Below are 16,609 nucleotides of genomic sequence, written 5' to 3'. Positions count from 1 at the left end.
AAGAAATGTACAATAACAACGACCCAATAAGCATGAAGCATTTTACGTAACCATTTGGAATGCTTGATCTCATACTCTCTTGGAATATGTCTGCTATGTTCTGCTGAACTGTTCATAAATCACCGCTGACTGCATCAAAATGATACGACAGATTGCTCTCGTATAAGTAGATTATAAGATAGAATCGGCAAAACGCAAGGGATAAAATTTTAAACATGATAATAAACCTTACATAATAATCCAATGAATATCCAAACTTTCGGAAGTGGACATACAAATTCCCTGACTTTGCATCATAGACTGATAACAGGCTCTGTTGCAGAATTCCCATTTTCCGCTGAAGGGGAGGTGAAATCCATTCCTCTTGTCGTTCGTTCAACTGTCAACGCTACAGGTGCAATTACGTTCACGGGCAATACACTTGGACTAAGCCGTTCTGACACGGCAGGAGTGCCAGGGACGCAAGACAGTATCGGAGGATTTACAACGATTAATACGGCTTCCACTTATGGAACGTACCCGGCAGGTACAACCAGTCTGTATCAAAGCAACAGTTCAGCAGCGATTCTGGTTCTGCCTGCGGGAAGTACTGTTCTTTATGCGGAGTTGATCTGGGGCGGAAGTTATATTAACGGGACGGTTAACCTCAGTTCGGCAATCAATAACCCGGTTACGTTTACTACCCCTGCGGGCACAACCAGTGTTACGCCTGATCCGGCCACATATAATCAGTTTGACCTTGGCAACAACGCAGCGGGGTATGTCCGATCGGCTAACGTTACCACCCTTGTACAAAATGGGGGAGCAGGTACATATGTCACCGGGGGAGTCGTAGGAACGATTGTGATTACCAATGATGCTACAGCGAATCATGCAGGCTGGACGCTGGGCGTTATTTATCAAAATGGAAATCTACCTTTTCGTAACATGTCTTTACGTGCGGGAGGAGTACTGGTTCAAGCGAGTTCGGCACCGGTTGTTACGACGCTTACAGGCTTTGCAACACCCATCTCAGGAGCTTTGGGGGGCAGAGCGCTGTTCAGTGCGCAGGAGGGGGATGCGAACCGCACAGGAGATCAGGCGTTATTTGGAGCGACATCCGCAACTTCAGTTGCCTTGTCCGGGCCCAACAATCTAGCGGCCAATTTTTTTGCGTCACAGATTAATGGAGATACGGGTGCCCTGAATACGACAGGTACCTTTGGAACTCGCAACCAGATCAATGGAGCACCCGGAACGAATATTGTCGGGGGACGTCAGGGCTGGGATATTACCAATGTGGATGTGTCAGCAAGGCTGATTAACAATCAGTCTTCAGCCGTCTTGACACTTACCACATCTGGCGATGCGTACATCGTGAATGGTAACGCCATTCAGGTCGATATTAACGCACCACGGATTACGGTGGCGAAGTCATTTACAGCAACGGGCGCAGTTGCCGGAGATACAGTCACGTATACAGCGACCATTACGAATGGTGGCTCGGCTAGTGCAGCTAGTGTGGTTCTGTCGGATACGCTACCTGCCGGTTTAACATTTGTACCTGGAAGCATTACGGTAGGGGGTGTCTCAAGGCCAACACTGGATGTGACATCAGGTATACCTTTAGGCTCTTTGGCGCTCAATAGCAGTGTTGTCGTTACTTACCGAGCTCAGATTACAAACGATACAAGCACTTTACAACTCGTCAATTCCGCAAATGCCGCATTTACTTTTCAGAGTGTTGCTGGTGGTCCGGTGATTAGTGGGGTTATTCCTTCCAATAATTCAACGCTTCCTGTATATTCACCGAACCTTTCTATCGTAAAATCAGCAAATACCACGAATGCAACGGTAGGGGATCAGGTAACCTATACGCTTCAGGTGACGAATGGAGGAAATGTAGGAGCAAGTGTGACGATTGCTGATAATATCCCAGCTGGCAGTTCCTATGTAGCTGGTAGTTTCCGTGTCAATGGAACGGTGGTGGCAGGAGCCAATCCTGCTGCGGGTGTCAATTTGGGTACACTGGCAGCAGGGAGTGTGACAACCATTACGTTTCAAGTGCTGGTAACCAACCTGCCAACACCACCCACATTGGTTGATCAGGCGACTGCTTCGTATTCGTTTAACTCACCAGACGGAAGAACCATCACGGGTTCAGCGGCATCAAACACACTAACCATCCCGGTAACTCTGCCGAATGTGACGGTTCTCAAAACAGCAACGGTTACGGATGTTGCTGTCGGAGAGACCTTCACGTATTCAGTGGTCACGACCAACGGGGGCATACAGCCAATCACGAATGCAATATTGTCAGATAGTCTTCCAACAGGGCTGAACTTTGTCCCTGGAAGTGTCACGGTTCGGGGGACAAGTGTGCCGTCAGCTAACCCCGCCAGCGGAATCGCTCTGGGAACATTAAATGCAGCGACCTCCGCAACGGTGACTTTTCAAGTAAGTGTGCAGTCCGTACCAACAGGAGGATCACTTCTTAACCGGGCCTCTGTGTCTTACAGTTCAGGAGCATTTACAGGCATTTCAAATTCCAACTCAATAACCACACCCGTGTATCAGCCAGTGATTAACATTGTGAAATCGGCAAGTCAGACCAATGCAACACAGGGAGATCAGCTTGCTTATACACTCGTTGTCAGCAATACAGGGAATATTGCGGCTCAAGTCAATGTGACAGATACGATCCCGGCTGGCCTTACATTTGTGCCGGATTCAGTAACGGTTAACGGCACAGCCAGACCAGGAACAAGTCCACTGACGGGGATTACACTGGGAAGTATTTTGCCTGGAGGAAGCGCAACTGTAATATTCCGAGCAACATTAACTACTATTCCTTCTCCACCTGTATTAGAAAATCAGGGGTTCTCCACTTACACCTATCAGCTTCCAAGTGGCCGAAATCTATCTGGCAGCTCCAGTTCCAATATCGTCCGTATTCCTGCTTCGGCACCTAATATTAGCTTGTCGAAAACAGTAAACACAACAGATGGCACAGTTGGAGATGCTCTCACATACAGGGTTGTCATCACAAACGCTGGTGGGGGTGCTGTACAAAATCTGGTGCTCTCCGACATACCTTCAGCCGGCTCCGAATTCATAGCGGGAACGGTTACAGTGAACGGGGTGGTGCAAAGTAATGCCAGTCCTGTCGCAGGTATCGCCTTGGGGACTTTAAGTAATTCCGCTAGTATCACAGTGACGTATCAGACTAGAATTACTGCTATTCCCTCATCAGGTGTCGTGAGCAACAGGGCAAGTGCCGCTTTTACTTCAGGCAGCTTTAATGGTGTGTCTTCATCAGTGACCGTGAACACCCCCGTCTATCAACCGGTCATTCAAGTGCTGAAGTCAGCAAGTACGTCAAGTCTGACGGTGGGAGACACATTCAACTACAATGTTCAAATTACCAATACCGGCAATATTCCTTCAGTCGTTACCCTTACCGATCCGGTTCCTGCCGGAGCCATATTTGTGACAAACAGTGTTTTGATTAATGGAAACCCGGCTCCAGGCGTGAGTCCGAATACAGGAATCAGTCTGGGAACACTGGCTGCCGGAGCGTCCGTGACGCTGTCTTTTCTGTCAACCGTCACAAGTCTGCCTAATCCCAGACAGTTAATTAACCAGGCAGTTGCCTCATACAACTATACACTGCCGAGCGGAAGAGTTATTGCGGGTTTTGTTCCATCCAATACGGTTACGATCCCGGTGTCTTTGCCGAACGTCAGCATTGTTAAAACGGATAACGCTGATTATGCGGTGTCTGGAGATGTGATCCGTTATACTTCTGTGATTCGAAATAATGGAACCACCGCTGTGAACAACGTCATTTTTGTCGATCCGCTGCCTACGAACACCCCATTTATATCCGGAAGTGTCCTGGTGAACGGCGTTGCTTCACCGCTCTCCAATCCGACCGCCGGCATCCCAATCGGTACTTTGGCCCCGGGAGCTGAAGTTACCGTAACTTTTGAGGTGAGGATAACTATGCCGATCCCTTCCCAGATTAACAATCAGTCGACGGTCAGCTTTACTTCGGGCTCCTTCTCGGGTTCATCATTGTCAAATACAACAGAGACCCCTGTCATACAGCCGCAAATTGCACTAGTCAAAACGGCAAACACCATAAACGCAACCGTGGGAGATACCGTTGTTTATACGATAACGGTGAGCAATACCGGAAATCTGCAAGCCAATGTTACCGTAACGGATACGATCCCGGCAGCGACAACCCTTGTGCCTAATAGTGTTGTTGTCTCGGGTGTACCACAGCCGGGAGTTACGCCAGGTGCTGGTATTCCGGTAGGCATTGTAGCGGCAGGGGCAACAGCCATTGTAACGTTTGCGGTTGCTGTGGATTCTTTGCCATCTCCGCAACAACTTAGCAATTTTGCTTCATCGACGTTTACATTTACGCCGCCTGACGGGCGAACGTTGACAGGAACAGCAACGTCCAACACACTTACCTTTCCGGTTTCATCGCCTAACGTAAGTGTAGCTAAAAGCACGGTATCTACAGCTGCAACCGTGGGTGACACTATTGTTTATTCCGTATTGGTGACTAATAGCGGTATTGCGCCTGTGAACAGTGTGCAGTTCTCAGACCCGATTCCGTCAGGGGCTTCATTTGTTCCAGGCACTGTAACGATAAATGGTGTGGCACAACCCGCAGCAAGTCCGTCAGGAGGAATACCGCTAGGTACCCTTGCGCCAGGCGGAACGGCAACCGTTACATTTAGCGTCATTGTTAACGGAATCCCTACGAATAATCAGTTGAGTAATCAGTCAACGGTTACGTTCACTTCCGGAACATTCTCGGGTACAACGTTCTCGAATACCGCCTTAACTCCGGTATTCCAGCCCGTATTAGTCGCTCAGAAAACAGCCAGTACTCAGAATGCCACCGTAGGTGATACGGTCAGTTATACGATTAGTGTGAATAATCAGGGGAATTATGGAGCGCAGATTAACCTGACCGATAATTTGCCAGCAGGCACAGTGCTTGTGCCGAACAGTGTTATCGTCAATGGTCAGCCACTGCCAGCTGCCAGTCCGACAACGGGTATTCCAGCCGGGACGGTTGCAGCCGGGGCGACAACGACGATTACTTTTTCGGTTGTCATAGACACACTTCCAAGCCCGCAACAACTTGTGAATCAGGCTTCGGTTGCTTTATCGTTCACCTTGCCAGATGGGAGAACTATCAACAGATCCGTGCTCTCTAATGTACTGACAATCCCGGTGTCGGCTCCTGACGTAAATGTTATTAAATCTACCACGTCCACAGCCGCTTCTGTGGGTGATATCGTAACCTACAGCATTGCAGTGACCAACAATGGAATCGCCAATGTCAGCAATGTCATATTTACCGATGCTTTGCCTGCAAGTACAGTACTCGCGCCTAGCGGTGTCTTTGTGGATGGAGTGCTTCGTCCCAATGCAAATCCTTCAACAGGCATTACTTTGGGTTCCATTGCACCTGGAGCTACCGTAACGGTTGTATTTAGTGTAAGTGTGACGAGTCTGCCTTCACCGGCAGTATTGAACAATCAATCAACGGTAAGTTTTACCTCAGGAGCATTCTCTGCGACTACGTTCTCCAATACAGTATCGACCCCGGTATATCAGCCTATTTTGGCTGCAGTCAAAACAGGGGATCAAGCTATTGCCACGGTGGGGGATACGGTAATTTATAGCATTGCTGTCACAAATACCGGAAACTATGGTGCTTCTGTGACACTGACGGATACGATTCCTGCCGGTACAGAGTTTGTGCCGAACAGTGTCGTAATTAATGGGGCATCGGCTCCTGGCGCTGACCCTGCTTCTGGAATTTCACTTGGTGTGGTCTCCACCACGACCATCGTCACTTTTTCAATCGTCATCACAACGCTACCCGTAAGCCAGTCCATTACAAATCAGGCGTCAGCAACCTTTACGTACACGTTACCGGATGGCAGAACACTTGGGGGAAGCATTACTTCAAACGCTCTGATTATTCAAGTCTCTGCACCGAATGTCACTGTTGTGAAAACAACAACTTCCACAGATGCCGTCGTAGACGACACCATTGTTTATGAGATGGTTGTGACCAACAGTGGTATAGACCCAGTCAATAATATCGTCCTGACAGACCCGATTGATCCGGCGACCACTTTTGTTACGGGAAGTGTACTGGTTAACGGCATACCTCGGGCTTTGGCAAACCCGGCACTTGGCATTGCACTCGGTACGCTGGCTCCTGGAGAGTCGGTTGCGGTATCCTACGCGGTCCGTGTTAACTCACTTCCGACACCGCCGCAAGTCAGCAGCCAGTCTTCCGTAAGTTTTACATCAGGTGTGTTCTCCGGAGCAGCGTATTCCAATACGATTGTTACTCCAATCTATCAGCCCATTATTGCCGTTTCCAAAACAGCAAGCACATCCAACGCTACGGTTGGTGACGACATCGTGTATTCATTTACAATTAACAACAGCGGTAACCTTGTTGCCGATCTTACATTAACAGATAACATTCCAACCGGTGCGGTGCTTCTCCCGAACAGCGTTCTGATCGATGGTGTTCCGCAGCCGGGGGCTAATCCCGAAACGGGTATCGTCGTAGGCAATATTCCTCCTGGTGGCTCTGTAAATGTTACGGTCACCCTGGGCGTAACAGTCGATTCGTTGCCTCAAAATCAGCAACTCCGCAACCAAGCAGTCGCAAACTATACGTTTAGTCCGCCAGACGGTCGCGTCCTATCGGGAACGGTATCATCCAATGTACTTATCATTCCTGTATCAGCTCCAAATGTAGTTGTTGCCAAGAGCACTAGTGCGATTGATGCTGTCGTTGGTGATGTAATCACGTATACGGTAGTTGTGACCAATAGTGGCATCGAAACGGTGAACAACGTGGTCATGGTCGACCCGGTACCTGTCGGTACTGTATTTGTGCCGGGGAGCGTTGTCGTGAACGGTGTGGCGAGACCGACGGGTAATCCGAATACGGGTATAACTTTAGGTTCCATTGCTGCTGGAGCTTCTACTACAGTTACATTCAATGTAGAGGTTGTGGTGATATGAGCGAAATTCCAGGTACGTTGTCCCACTGGTTAAAGAATCAGTCCCTGGTTCGATTCAGCTCGGGTACGACTGAACTGGAACAGGTGGCTTATTCCAACACCGTTGTGACACCATGGATCGGCCCCAGGCTCAAGGTAAGCAAACAATGCAATGTAACGACAGCAGCCTTGGGCCAATCTCTGACTTATCAGATTGAGATTGTAAACACGGGAAACCGCACAGCAATTGTCCGTGTGGTAGACCCGCTCTCTCAGGAAACTTCGCTTCTGCCGAACAGCGTGCTGAGGAATGGCATCCCGTTGCCAGGAGTCTCTCCCGCGCAGGGATTACCTCCGGCAGAAATAGCGCCTGGTGCAGTGCTGACCTATCATTTTCAAGTCGTTATTGTGCGAGTGCCTGAGAATCTCACGCTATTGAACCAGGCGGAAGTGAAATATGAGTTTGTCACAACAGACAGCAGAACGGTTAACGGGACGGAAAAGTCCAACGTTGTTGAAGTTCGTATCGAAACATCGCGGCTCGAAGTAAGTTTGCAAGTGGACCGAAGCAACACGTTTGCTGGAGATATCTTGATGTATACGGTGCTGGTGAGCAATCCGGGGTTTGCCGCGGTGACAGATGCCGTATTAACAGTGAGGTTACCCCAAGGTGCCATCTTTATCCCGGCAAGTGTGACGATTAACGATATGTTCGCACCACAAGTCACACCGGATGCCGGAATTGATCTTGGTGATATTGGGCCAGGAAGTGTGGTTCGAGTGCAGTATCGAGTACAGGTAACTGTAACCCAGGTGACAGGTTCGCAAGCGCCGGATCAATTATCAAGTGAAGCTGTCCTAAAATACATTACTACGGGGAAACAAGAAGTTGTATATTCCAATGTGGTCACACTGATTATTGTTGAACCTCAAATTTCTGTTGTCAAAACGGTCTCACCTGTAATAACGACACCAGGAGATACGGCGCAATATCATATCACCGTGTCCAACCAAAGCAATTATGCGGTGGATGCCAAACTACAGGATGTTTTGCCTGCGGCGCTAGTCTTTGTTGAAGGTAGTCTCAGCTGGAACGGAGTCAAACGTCCAGGTTCGAACCCCAATACAGGGATAAACCTGGGCACATTAACGGCCCGCTCCGAGCTACATATTCAATTTGAGGCTCAGGTGGAAAACAAAGTGGCTGGGGCAGTGATTTCCACGCAACACAGTTATGTGAATCGCGCCGTATTACTATACACATTCCGCTTGCCGGATTCTCGTACAGTTCAACGCAGACTTATCTCAAATGAAGCTGTTCTGGAGGTCAGATTGCCTGTTATTCAGGTTCATGTGGAGGTAATTCCCCCTATTGTTGAGCAGGGAGGCACGGTCACTTTCAACGTAAGTGTCAGTAATACGGGTTCGTTGCCTGCACGCGTGCAGTTGGGCAATATTCTGCCTCAGGGAGCTAAATGGGTGGGGCAGGAGAGTGGTCCGATGCAGTTAAATGTCCCCGAATATTCGACTCCAAGGTATCTTCACATTGGTGAGCTCGGCGCAGGATCGGTAAAAGAATTTGCTTATCTTGTTCAACTTGCTCCTGAGCAAACGGGTATTCTGCAAGGGACCTTGACGGCCCTCTACACGTATGAGTGGAATGCACAACGACGCTCAGGAGAGACTAGATCGAACGAATATACCATACTGGTTGAAGCTCAGGATGAGTAAGAGATGATGGGAAGTGAATACAAGTTGAATATATACGAAGGAACTTACCGAAAAAAAGGTGTCATGACATTACACAAACGTAAATGAATGGTATACTAATTGAATATGCACTCGGCAAGCAACCGTGGAATCGGGACGTCGTAGTAGAGGAGGTAGCTGTTTTGGCCAAAGCAAAAGTCGCAAAAAGACCCACTCGGGATGAGTTCGAACTGGAGGAATTAGGGAATCAACTTGTGGAGGCTTTTCATGAGCGCTCAGAAGTGTTATTGACCGTCTGGGGTAAGGAGGAGCAGGTGCAGGGCATTATTGTAAAAATGGATTCGCGTACACGCCTTGTACATGTTGAGCATACGGAAGAAGAATTCACGGCGAAGGTGCCTTTTATGGATATCATGCAGGTACAGTCGCCACGGTACTGATTCAAAATGAATTCAAACGAATTTTAACAATGGGGCATTCGCCCTGTCAAAGTTTTGTTCTCTGCATAAGATAACCCATACCTGTTGCAGAGGAGGTACAATCAATGAGCGAAGTTTTAGGTGGAGAAACAAGAGGTTACGGCTATGGTGGTTTCACTTCTGTAGGCGCGATTCTCGTTCTGTTCATCCTGTTGGTAATCATCTCCAAAGCGTTCTTGGTATAATCATTTTTATAAAAATGATAAAAGAAAGCTCTGCCGTCACGGCAGAGCTTTTTTATTATTATGTTCCGTGAATTCGTCCTTTGACGAATAATGTAGAAAATCGGATGCAAGCTACTTTCGTGTTGTGTTAAAATGAAAACATTCCCACAGAAAGAGGTGTTTTTTCATGAGTCAAGAACTGACTGCGTCTTTAAACGAGCAGATGAACTTCGAGTTTTACTCTGCTCATGTATACATGGCGATGGCTGCGTATTGTTCCAGCAAAAGCCTGGATGGATTCGCTAATTTTTTCCTTGTACAAGCGGAAGAAGAACGTTTCCATGGCATGAAAATTTATAAATTTCTGAATGACCGCGGACATCGTGCTACACTGGCTGCGATGCCTGAACCGAAAAACGAATACAACTCCATGCTGGATGTGTTTGAACACGGTTATGCACACGAGCAGCAAAACACGAAGAAATTTTATGCGCTGGCGGATATCGCGCTGAATGAGCGTGAACACGCAACCATGTATTTCTTGAAATGGTTCATCGATGAACAGGTTGAAGAGGAAGCTTTGTTTGATAACATCATTCAGAAGCTGCGCCGCATTGAGAATGACAGCAACGCCTTCTACATGCTGGATGCAGAGTTCAGCAAACGTTCATTTACGGCTCCTGCGGAGTAAGCAGAGCTAAACGTCAAAGCGTATATTCGTAACATTACATACCGTATAGCCTATTACTGTATCCCTAGAAGGAGTACCAAGTCATTTTATAAAATGGTCAGTGCTCCACTCAGGTTGTGGTGTATACGGAAGAAAGCTTGCATTCGTGCAAGCTTTTTTGCTGTGTTCAATCCTCCTAAATTCATTATAAGTCTATCAGAATATAAAAATAGGGTAATAAATAATATGTCAACATTGATCTATGGATACAGATGCTAGGTTGGAGATCAAATCTATCAAAATCGTTTTAATTTTTAAGTTTATCTGACAAAAGTGTAACTCATCCGTAGCCTTTGAAGCGAGAAGAGTGAAAGGTGTCTCTGATACTATTAAAATTAATCGCCAAGGGATACGAGTTAAGAGGATACACACACCCGGGTAAAAACACACACAAGGGAGACTATTATTATGCTACAACTTCGTAAATCATTCGTTGCTACACTTGCTATTTTACTTCTGTTTCCGTTGTTATTGTTGCCACAGTCTGCATCGGCCACAGCGTCATCCGCCGATAAATCAAACTCTAAGGCCAGTACGAAAATTTTATATCTGACTTTTGATGATGGCCCTACAGCACATACCGATCAACTTCTCGATATTTTGGATCAATATAAAGTTAAAGCTACCTTTTTCATGCTCGGGCCTCATATGGAGCAATATCAGAAAGCAACGAAGCGTATTGTCAAAGAAGGACATGGACTTGGATTGCATGGTGTAACCCATGTGCCAAGCAAATTTTATAAAAATGCTTACAGCGGATTGAAAGAAATGCAACAAGCCAATGAAAGCTTGAATAAGGTTGCAGGTGTTAAAACGAGTCTTGTACGCACGCCCTATGGCAGTAAACCTTATTTGAAACCTGCTTATCGTAACGTGCTTCTAGCGCAGGGAGGATTTCATCTGTGGGATTGGAATGTTGACTCACTCGACTGGAAATACAAAAAGGATCATCAGAAAGTTTACAACAACGTCATGCAGCAAGTTCACAACGTCCACAAAAATGGTACCACGCCTGTAGTACTTATGCATGATCAGGAGGCTACGTTGAAAGTACTGCCTCAAGTATTGAAAACATTGAAGGCGGAAGGATATCAATTCGAAATTTTAACCAAAAATGTGCAACCGGTGAATTTCTGGAATGACAAGCGCTGAGAACAGGTTACTTGAAACGAAAAACTAGAAACTGGGCCGGTGCAATCATTAGGAGGTATACATCATGAAAAAACAATCGATATGGATGACCATTCCGGTGACGACAGCCGTTGTGCTCGCGCTGGCTGGATGCGGAGGGCCAGACTCCAATCAGCCATCAACAAGTGGGCAACCATCTACAACAACCGGTAGTGAGCAAACGCAGTCTGGCAGCGGGAACTCCGCTTCTTCCGATGATTCTTCTGCTTCAACGGGCAAAGACAGCACAGCCAATTCGAGCACGAATGAAAGTACAACTCATTCAGAGTTATCCGATGTTGACGAAGTGGTAAAGGCTGTTCGTAATGAGTTGAAGAATCAGGATGTGTCACTTCCGACAACCTTCCCATTAGCTAAGGGTCAGTATTTGGGCGCAGCCATTACAACAAATACGATAGATGCTTCACATGTAAACTTCTATACAGGAGACAAACCAACGACTTTAAATGATCCCTCATTTACGAAGTCAAACAGTAAAACGCCTTGGTTAGCCAGTTATGAAGTGAAAACCTATGAGAATCCCGATCAAACGGACTTATTCCCTGAAACGGATGTGCAAAACATACCGAAGGATATGAGTGTGGATCTGGGACACGGTATCAAAGGTATGGTCGAAGGTGCCGCAGGGAGTCAGTATCTGACATGGCAAGAGGGCCGGTGGACATTACAGATTCGATCTGTGTCTGAGGATCAGATGAACAACCCAGGGATTGCGAAGAAAATGGTTGAGTATCTGGAGTCACATACGCTTCCTGCCCCCAAAGACAAAGGATTTGTGGACGTGCAATATGCTAGTGGCGGAAAAAGCGTGCGTGTTGCAATTTCATGGCAAGACGGCAAACGAATTCATCAGTTGAAAACAGACCAAGTTCCACTGGATGCGCTTGGCATGGTTGTGTCGGTAAAATGATGGCTTATTGCATGGACGTATCTTAATGATGATCGCGAACAGTCAAACCAAAGGCAAATAACCAAAAAAAGCTTGGCACAAGAGGAACCTTCTTGAGCCGAGCCTTTTTGGTTATTGCGTTTCTGATGCAAGGTAATGGGGACCGTTTATCGTTTGCGTCCATTACCGGCTCCTTCACTTAAACCACCCTTTTTCTTTGGAACGGGTGATCGCTTCAATGCGGTTACTTGCATTCAATTTGTTAAGAATAATCGAGATGTAATTCCGAACAGTGCCCGTTGTAATGAACAAGTGTCCGGCAATTTCCTTCGTGTTTTTTCCGTCAGCCATGAGGCCAAGCACAGCGTGTTCACGTTCGGTTAATGGATTTTCCTCTACATAAGCTTCATCGACCAGATCAGGAGCGAAGATGCGTCTGCCATTCATCACTTGACGAATCGCTTCGGCGAGCTCTTCTATAGGGCTGTCCTTAAGCAAATAACCGCGAACACCGCCTTTAAGCGCACGTTCGAAATATCCGGTTCTGGCAAACGTGGTAAGAATAATGACTTTGCAGTTCATGCCTTTGAGTTCCTCGGCAGCTTCTAACCCACTCTTAACAGGCATTTCGATATCCATTAAACAGATATCAGGCGCATGTTGTTGTACGAGCGCAAGAGCTTCCTGGCCATTGCTAGCTTGTCCAACAACCTCCATGTCTTCCTCCAGATTAAGTAGCGAAGATAATGCGCCTAGCATCATGCGCTGATCTTCAGCAATGACGATTCTGATCATTCTTCTGCCTCCTTTATCGGTTTGCGTACCAGCTTGGGCACATGGATGATCAGCGATGTACCTTCGATTCCTGTACCTGACCGAATGTCCATGCAGCCGTTCACAAATTCCAGTCGTTCTTTCATGCCGAGAATGCCCGTTCCGCGTCGATCTTGCTTGCGCGTGCGCTCCATGCCTATCCCATTATCGTCTACGGTTAAGACATTGTGGGAAGGGGTTTCTTCAATTCCAATAATACACCTCGTAGCCTGACTGTGTTTGACTACATTGGTCACCGCTTCCTTTAAACACATTCCGAGTACATTTTCATTTAATTGAGAGGTGTCCTGTAGCTTGGGGTTGCCTTGTAAAATAAATTCAATGGAAGCGGCTTTCAGAATCTGCTCCGCCCGGAACATCTCATCCACAAGTTGCGTTCCGCGCATCGTTGTAACCATCTCGCGAACTTCCTTCAAAGCTGTGCTTGCTGTCTGTCTAAGTTCATTCAGTTCAATGATGGCTTGATCCGGATTTTTGCGAAGCAAGCGCTTGGCCAGATCGGTTTTGAGACCGATCAGCGAGAGCTTTTGCCCCAGTGTATCGTGTAAGTCTCGTGCAATCCGTTGACGCTCTTCCATTTTCACCAGATCGTCCAGCCGTTTGTTCGCACTTTCAAGCTGGCCTTCTAGTTGCTCTCGCTTGTTTTTATTGTACGTGCTAATCGGTAGGAGAATAGAGGCCATCAGGCTGATAAAGACAAATGGAAACTGGCTGAGCAGCATTGAGTTTTGATTGATAAAACCATAATTGACCGTAAGGAAGCTTGCACCGAGATTTACCGAGTAAAGGGTGAAAAATCCAGCTTTATTTTTAATATTGCCAATAAAAAAAGCGAGAAATAATGAGAAATAGGCATAATCATATGCAATCGTCATCGTAACGGATATGGCAATCAGTAGTCCGATCCACATGTAGACCTGCCAGCCCTTGGTAATGAAGGCCAGTAGATAACACACGAAAAATACAAGAATAATGATAATGCCGGTCACCAGTGTCCACAATTGCGAATATTGAGAGATGTAGTAGAAGGGCAGAATGAAAAAAACAAGCCATACATATGGATTCAACCCTGTATTTTTATAAAATAGTTGCGACCATTTCTGAATATCATTCTCCTCCTTGAAAAAGGTGTTACTGGACTTTAGCCTGACTGTAGCATGACTGCTGTCCGAATACAAGAAAACGAATCTGACAGAGCCTAAGGCTTCTCTGTCAGACCCGCTTGATTAGTTACCCGAATAGGATTCGGAATATACTTTTTGCGTGATGCTTGTTTCAGCTCTCTGAAACTGATGAATTGTTTGTGTTCTTCATCCCACAGACGGAAGCGGAGTGCAACCAGACTGGAACGTAGTGTAATCGTTGTGGCCTTCTGCAAAGGCGGTGTTGAGTTATGTGCTTCTTCCAGATAGTAGTTCGGCACACGTGGGCTCAAGTGATGCACATGGTGGAATCCAATATTTCCGCTGATCCATTGTAGCAACTTCGGCAGCTTGTAATAGGAGCTTCCTTCTACCGCAGCTTTGACATAACTCCATTCGTCTTCGTGTTCGAAATATGTCTCTTCAAACTGGTGCTGTACGTAGAACAGCCAGATGCCAAAGAAACCGGAGAAGAAAAATACGGGTGCTTGCACCATGACAAAAGCTTGCCATCCAATCAGCCAGCACATAAAGCTATATAGAGCAATGATTAGAATTGTTGTTAAATGGGTATTAATTCTTTCCTTGCGTCTTGCCGCTTTGCGGTTAAAACGATAGGCAAACAGAAACACATAGATCGGTCCAATGCCAAACATGATCACCGGGTTACGATACACACGATAGAAGAGACGCATCCAAGGTGTTGCAGACTTATATTCATCGACGGTCATAACCCAGATGTCACCTACACCGCGTTTATCCAGATTGCCGCTTGTTGCATGGTGGATCGAGTGCTCTGCTTTCCATTGCTGGTAGGGAGTCAAGGTTAATACGCCCGTGATGGTGCCGAGAATATCGTTAGCCCGTTTGCTTTTGAAGAATGAGCCGTGACAGCAGTCATGAAAAATAATAAACGTTCGAAGCACGAATCCCGATGCCACTAGTGCAATAGGGAACGTAAGCCAGTACGAGATCGATAAGCTGTAATATGCAGCTGCCCATAATAGAAAGAGCGGGACTAATGTATTGATTAATTGACGAATGCTAAGTTTGAGATCGTTTTTTTCAAAAGGTGTAACTTCTTTTTTTAGCGCCATTTCTTTGCTTCTATTCATACATGTTCCTCCTTATGCGTACAAACCATAGCGGTCTGTACCCTGCCGATTCCCGATAATGCTCTTTTGGGAAGCGTTTTTATCATTGTAAAAGAATGCGAGCATGACGGTAAGTCACAAACGTCAGCCTGCTGTAATGACAAATATCAAGTATCGACCATGACATTTGTCATGGTCAGTTTCCGTTTTACATGATACAGAGCGTGAAAAGATGGCGTTTTCACATTTCCTTTGCACAAATGACGCAACAATTTGTATTATGTATACAAATTTTGCGAAGAGCATGGTAGAATCTATCCTGGAGTGTATATGACAGATTATTAGGTAGAGAGTTATTTTAGATGTATTAGATGATATTATTTTTGGATGGATTGGATGGAGCGCCGAATGAAAAGAAGAATCACGGATATTTTATTTATTATGGCTGGTGCGTTTCTGTTTGCGCTGGCGGTAAACTTGTTTGTCATCCCCAATGATCTTGCAGAGGGGGGCGTAACAGGGATCACGATCATTTTGTACTATCTCTTTCACTGGTCTCCCGGACTGATGAACTTGATTCTCAACGGTATATTATTACTCGTAGGTTATAAGTTTTTGGATCGAACCACGACAGTATATACGATTATTGCGGTTATCTTTAACTCGCTGTTCCTGCACCTGACAGAAAGCTGGAGCATTGCATCAGATGAGCTGTGGGTTAATACCATTTTTGCAGGTGTATTTGCAGGTCTCGGGATCGGTTTAATTGTCAAAGTAGGAGGAACAACGGCAGGCACTGTCATTCTGGCACGGCTTGCGAACAAATACCTGGATTGGAATATCAGCTACGGATTGCTTTTCTTTGATCTGATCGTGGCATTCTCTTCTTACTTTATCATTGGGCCACAGGGTTTGATGTGTACGATTGTATTGCTATTTGTGGGAACGAAAACGATGGAATTTATTATTGAAGGATTGAATCCGAAAAAAGCAGTTATGATTATCTCATCGAAGCAGGATCAGATCGCGAAGCAGGTCATTGAGAAGATGGATCGTGGGGTTACGGTTCTGTCCGGCCACGGTTATTATACGAAGAATCCGAAAGAGATTTTGTATATTGTGATCAGCAAGCAAGAAGTTCCAATGCTGAAGAAAATTGTACGTGCAGAGGATGAGATTGCGTTTATCACCATTCATGACGTGCGCGACGTATTCGGGGAAGGTTTTATCGAGCTTTCGAAGTCATAGTATATGATATTGTACAGGTTCAAGCGTGGATAAGGACGAAGTGGGGAAACCATTCCCATTTGGTCCTTTTTGCGTTGTGGATTTACGG

Annotated in this window: 11 protein-coding genes; 8 read left to right on the top strand and 3 right to left on the bottom strand. The window is 46.3% G+C overall.

Going from position 1 to position 16,609, the window contains the following annotated elements:
• The first annotated feature begins 348 nt into the window (after window positions 1-348).
• The 7 genes from H7T88_RS18425 to H7T88_RS18395 all read left to right on the top strand — a co-directional run bounded on the left by H7T88_RS18425 (window position 349) and on the right by H7T88_RS18395 (window position 12,224).
• Window positions 349-7,062, top strand: coding sequence for a CLIPPER-2 domain-containing protein (locus H7T88_RS18425; RefSeq protein ID WP_221789727.1), 6,714 nt, complete (start codon window positions 349-351; stop codon window positions 7,060-7,062).
• Complete coding sequence (locus H7T88_RS18420) at window positions 7,059-8,771, top strand: DUF11 domain-containing protein (protein ID WP_221789726.1); 1,713 nt, start codon at window positions 7,059-7,061, stop codon at window positions 8,769-8,771. Before H7T88_RS18425 ends, H7T88_RS18420 begins: the two co-directional genes overlap by 4 nt.
• 161 nt (window positions 8,772-8,932) lie before the next feature.
• On the top strand, window positions 8,933-9,190 hold the full coding sequence (locus H7T88_RS18415) for a YolD-like family protein (protein ID WP_090920584.1): 258 nt from the start codon (window positions 8,933-8,935) through the stop codon (window positions 9,188-9,190).
• 104 nt (window positions 9,191-9,294) lie between these two features.
• Window positions 9,295-9,414, top strand: a complete 120-nt coding sequence (locus tag H7T88_RS18410; protein WP_017688846.1) for a hypothetical protein — start codon at window positions 9,295-9,297, stop codon at window positions 9,412-9,414.
• Window positions 9,415-9,580: 166 nt separating this feature from the next.
• On the top strand, window positions 9,581-10,084 hold the full coding sequence (locus H7T88_RS18405; protein WP_090920581.1) for a ferritin: 504 nt from the start codon (window positions 9,581-9,583) through the stop codon (window positions 10,082-10,084).
• Window positions 10,085-10,531: 447 nt separating this feature from the next.
• Window positions 10,532-11,275, top strand: a complete 744-nt coding sequence (locus H7T88_RS18400; RefSeq protein ID WP_090920578.1) for a polysaccharide deacetylase family protein — start codon at window positions 10,532-10,534, stop codon at window positions 11,273-11,275.
• 64 nt (window positions 11,276-11,339) lie between these two features.
• Complete coding sequence (locus tag H7T88_RS18395) at window positions 11,340-12,224, top strand: hypothetical protein (protein ID WP_221789725.1); 885 nt, start codon at window positions 11,340-11,342, stop codon at window positions 12,222-12,224.
• A 174-nt stretch (window positions 12,225-12,398) separates the two neighbouring features.
• Here H7T88_RS18395 and H7T88_RS18390 read toward each other — a convergent pair whose 3' ends face one another.
• The 3 genes from H7T88_RS18390 to desA form a co-directional block, all read right to left on the bottom strand.
• Complete coding sequence (locus H7T88_RS18390; protein WP_154984201.1) at window positions 12,399-12,998, bottom strand: response regulator transcription factor; 600 nt, start codon at window positions 12,996-12,998, stop codon at window positions 12,399-12,401.
• Complete coding sequence (locus tag H7T88_RS18385) at window positions 12,995-14,143, bottom strand: sensor histidine kinase (protein ID WP_154887338.1); 1,149 nt, start codon at window positions 14,141-14,143, stop codon at window positions 12,995-12,997. The genes H7T88_RS18390 and H7T88_RS18385 overlap by 4 nt, the downstream gene beginning before the upstream one ends.
• Window positions 14,144-14,235: 92 nt before the next feature.
• Window positions 14,236-15,294 carry a Delta(5) desaturase DesA gene (gene desA / locus H7T88_RS18380; RefSeq protein WP_221789724.1) on the bottom strand — a complete coding sequence of 353 codons (1,059 nt, stop codon included), beginning with the start codon at window positions 15,292-15,294 and terminating at the stop codon, window positions 14,236-14,238.
• Window positions 15,295-15,681: 387 nt separating this feature from the next.
• Here desA and H7T88_RS18375 point away from each other — a divergent pair, with 387 nt between their 5' ends.
• Window positions 15,682-16,521, top strand: coding sequence for a YitT family protein (locus H7T88_RS18375; RefSeq protein WP_090920568.1), 840 nt, complete (start codon window positions 15,682-15,684; stop codon window positions 16,519-16,521).
• Window positions 16,522-16,609: the final 88 nt, after the last annotated feature.

It is taken from the genome of Paenibacillus cucumis (ex Kampfer et al. 2016) (assembly GCF_019748695.1).
Lineage (GTDB): Bacteria > Bacillota > Bacilli > Paenibacillales > Paenibacillaceae > Paenibacillus > Paenibacillus polysaccharolyticus.
Note: the sequence above shows the minus strand (reverse complement) of the source record. Positions and strands in the feature narration are given on the sequence as shown.

Excerpts from the sequence above, each read along its gene's own strand:
- desA (WP_221789724.1), bottom strand. The coding sequence starts at position 15,294 with ATGAATAGAAGCAAAGAAATGGCGCTAAAAAAAGAAGTTACACCTTTT.
- H7T88_RS18400 (WP_090920578.1), top strand. The coding sequence starts at position 10,532 with ATGCTACAACTTCGTAAATCATTCGTTGCTACACTTGCTATTTTACTT.
- H7T88_RS18395 (WP_221789725.1), top strand. The coding sequence starts at position 11,340 with ATGAAAAAACAATCGATATGGATGACCATTCCGGTGACGACAGCCGTT.
- H7T88_RS18390 (WP_154984201.1), bottom strand. The coding sequence starts at position 12,998 with ATGATCAGAATCGTCATTGCTGAAGATCAGCGCATGATGCTAGGCGCA.
- H7T88_RS18375 (WP_090920568.1), top strand. The coding sequence starts at position 15,682 with ATGAAAAGAAGAATCACGGATATTTTATTTATTATGGCTGGTGCGTTT.
- H7T88_RS18410 (WP_017688846.1), top strand. The coding sequence starts at position 9,295 with ATGAGCGAAGTTTTAGGTGGAGAAACAAGAGGTTACGGCTATGGTGGT.
- H7T88_RS18405 (WP_090920581.1), top strand. The coding sequence starts at position 9,581 with ATGAGTCAAGAACTGACTGCGTCTTTAAACGAGCAGATGAACTTCGAG.
- H7T88_RS18420 (WP_221789726.1), top strand. The coding sequence starts at position 7,059 with ATGAGCGAAATTCCAGGTACGTTGTCCCACTGGTTAAAGAATCAGTCC.